At 46.8% G+C, this 2770-nt stretch carries 2 protein-coding genes; both read right to left on the bottom strand.

The features are described 5' to 3' along the window. The coding region (locus Q0064_RS14400) for an OmpA family protein (protein ID WP_298148906.1) at nt 1-1829 on the bottom strand (1829 nt) is incomplete at its 3' end. A 20-nt stretch (nt 1830-1849) separates the two neighbouring features. After that, nucleotides 1850-2770, bottom strand: a 921-nt coding sequence (locus tag Q0064_RS14395; RefSeq protein ID WP_298148905.1) for a type IX secretion system membrane protein PorP/SprF, incomplete at its 5' end; no start/stop codon positions are given.

Here is a 2770-nt window from a genome sequence, read left to right as displayed (position 1 = left end):
ATGGCGTATTGTTCTTCGGTGCAGTTTTCTTTGCAATCGATTTTGGGTTCGCTTTCTCCGAATCCTTTTCCGGCGATTCGGTTGCTGGCAATTCCTTTAGAGATGACGTATTGTACGGTTGCTTTGGCACGTCTGTCTGAGAGCTCTAAGTTGTATTTGTCGGTACCGCGGCTGTCGGTGTGTGCTTTGACCAAGATTTCCATATTCGGATTGGCTTTGAGCACTCCGATTAACTTATCGAGTTCGAAGGCGCCTTCTTTGGTAATGTTTGCCTTGTTGTATTCGAAGGTGATTTCATTGAGAATCACTTCGGTTTCGGTGATTTTCACTTCAATTGGTGCTAGAGGCGCTGCTACGGTTACTTTTCCGTTTGGCGATTTAGCAATGGCAAACACGCCGTTTTCAAAACCGTCTTGTGTGGCCTGAATGCCGTAGGCTTTGTTACACTCTACCGTGTAGGTTACCAAACCATTGGCATCGGCAGTTTGGGTTTGAATCGGGTTTTGTTTCTCATCGAGTATGGTTACCTGTGCTCCTGGGAGTGGATCGCCGGTTTTTAGATTGGTTACGGCAATCTGCGCCTCGACCGCACACAGGGGTTCGATCAGGTAAATGTCGTCGTTTCCGGTGCGGTTGCTGGAGATAAAACCTACATTTTTGCTGGCATTGAAGCTAAAGGCAAAGTCGTCTTTCTCGGAGTTTACGGGTTTTCCTAGGTTGGAAGCCGGTTCGTTTTTGGCTAAGTTGGCCACAAAGATATCGAGTCCGCCCAATCCGATTCTGCCGTTCGAGGCGAAGTAGAGTAGGTTATCGGCGGTGATGAACGGGAACTGTTCGTTGCCTTCGGTATTTACATTAGGTCCGAGGTTTTCGGGTTTTCCGTAGCTATCGCCGTTGATCGATACTTTCCAGATGTCGGTTCCCCCGATTGATCCGGGCATATCCGAGGAGAAGTACAGGGTTTTGCCGTCGGCACTTAAGGCCGGTGCGCTAGTGGAGTAGGTGTTGCTGTTGAAAGGCAGCGCGGTGATGTTCTCCCACTTCTCGCCGTTTTTGGTGGCTCGAAACAAATTCACTTGTCCGAACTTGGCGTTGAGTTTTTTGTCTTTTTCGAACTTTTTCTCGGCATGGCTATCGCGCGAGAAGTATAGGGTCTTTCCATCGGCTGAGATCGTTACCGGACCGTCGTGCCATTTGGTATTCAAATCGGCTTGTTCCTCAACTTTTCCGAAGTTACCGTCGGTGGTGTAGGTAACGCGGTAGATGTCTAAGTAAGGTTCTTCGTTCCAACCGTCGGTTCTTTTGGTTTTGTTTCGTGAACTCACAAAGTAGAGTTGGCTTTCGTTGGAGAGAAAGCCGGCAAAGTCGGTCTTCTCGCTGTTGATTTTAATGGTTTTTACATTAAAAGCCTTTTGTTTGTCTAGCAGTTTAGACAAGTAGTTGGGATTCGACTTAAAGTTGGCTGCGCGCTGGTCGTTGGGTGCTTTCTGAGCAAAGACGGCCATTTGTTTGTTGGCCTCTTCGTACTTGCCGTTGGCTTTAAGCATTTGCGCGTACTTCCAATAGAATTCGGCATCTTGATTCTCTTTGGCTGCTAGTGCAAACCATTTCACGGCTTCGTTGCTGTTAAACACGTTGTAATAAGCCTCGGCTAGTTGGCGGTAAATGTAATTGTTGCCCTTTCCGTTATCTACCAATTTTTGGTACGCCTGAGCCGCTTCCACATACTCCAAGCGAGCAAACAATTTATCAGCGGCTGCTGTTGTTTTGTTTTGCGCATTAGACCACAGGCTGCAAAGCAAGGCTAACAAGATTATTGACTGTTTCATCTTTAGATTTTGCATAGAAATTAGAAATAACGTGGAGATCGGGATATTTTCTTGGGGAAGTTCAAATCAAACAACAAGATAATCTCGTGTGAGGAGGTTGTTGCGGTATTCAAATCCGAGATAATATGGTCGTAGGCATAACCGATGCGCAAGTTCGGGTTGATGGCAAAGTTTACCATAGCCCCGATACTCTCATCCAAACGGTAAGACGCACCGAGTTCAAAACGCTCGTTGAACAAGAAGTTGGCGTTGGCATCAAAAGTCGTCGGTGAATTGAATGCTCCTTTAATCATGGTAAAGGGTTTGAACTTCAAATTCGGATTCAAATCAAAGACATATCCACCGGTTAAGAAGAAGTGCTGGGTTTCGGTACCGTACTTCACTCCGTTGAAATCCAAGTGATTTGCCTTAAGGATGTTCGGCACCGAGAAGGCTACATAGTATTTGTTGGTGTAATAGAAAAAGCCCGAACCGATGTTCAAATACACGTTGTTGGTGTCTTCGCTAAAGGCATCGTCGGTAGGAACCGGAAGCGAAGGAGAAATATCGCTAAAGAGTCCAATGCGTTGAAAGGTGGCACCTGCTTTCAAACCCAAGGCCAAACGGTGTTCGCCACCCAAATTCAAGGTGTAGGAAAAGTCGGCATAGGCGTTTTGTTCGTTAACCGGACCAATACGATCGGAGATCAACGACAAACCAATACCCACATTCTTCCCAGCAGGGGTACTGCCCGAGAAGGTAAACGTCTCGGGAGCACCATCTATATTGACCCACTGCTTGCGGTAGAGCAATCCAAAAGATAAATTCTCCTTGGAGCCCGCATAAGCCGGGTTGATTACGTTCATGTTATACATGTACTGCGTGTAGTGCGGGTCTTGCTGCGCCCAAAATTCCGGGACAACAGCAAAAAGCATCAAAGCAGCTAAACAGAGTTTCTTCAT

The sequence above is a fragment of the Flavobacterium sp. genome (genome assembly GCF_027490375.1).
Taxonomy (GTDB): domain Bacteria; phylum Bacteroidota; class Bacteroidia; order Flavobacteriales; family Flavobacteriaceae; genus Flavobacterium.
This window is presented reverse-complemented; position numbering and strand designations above follow the sequence as displayed.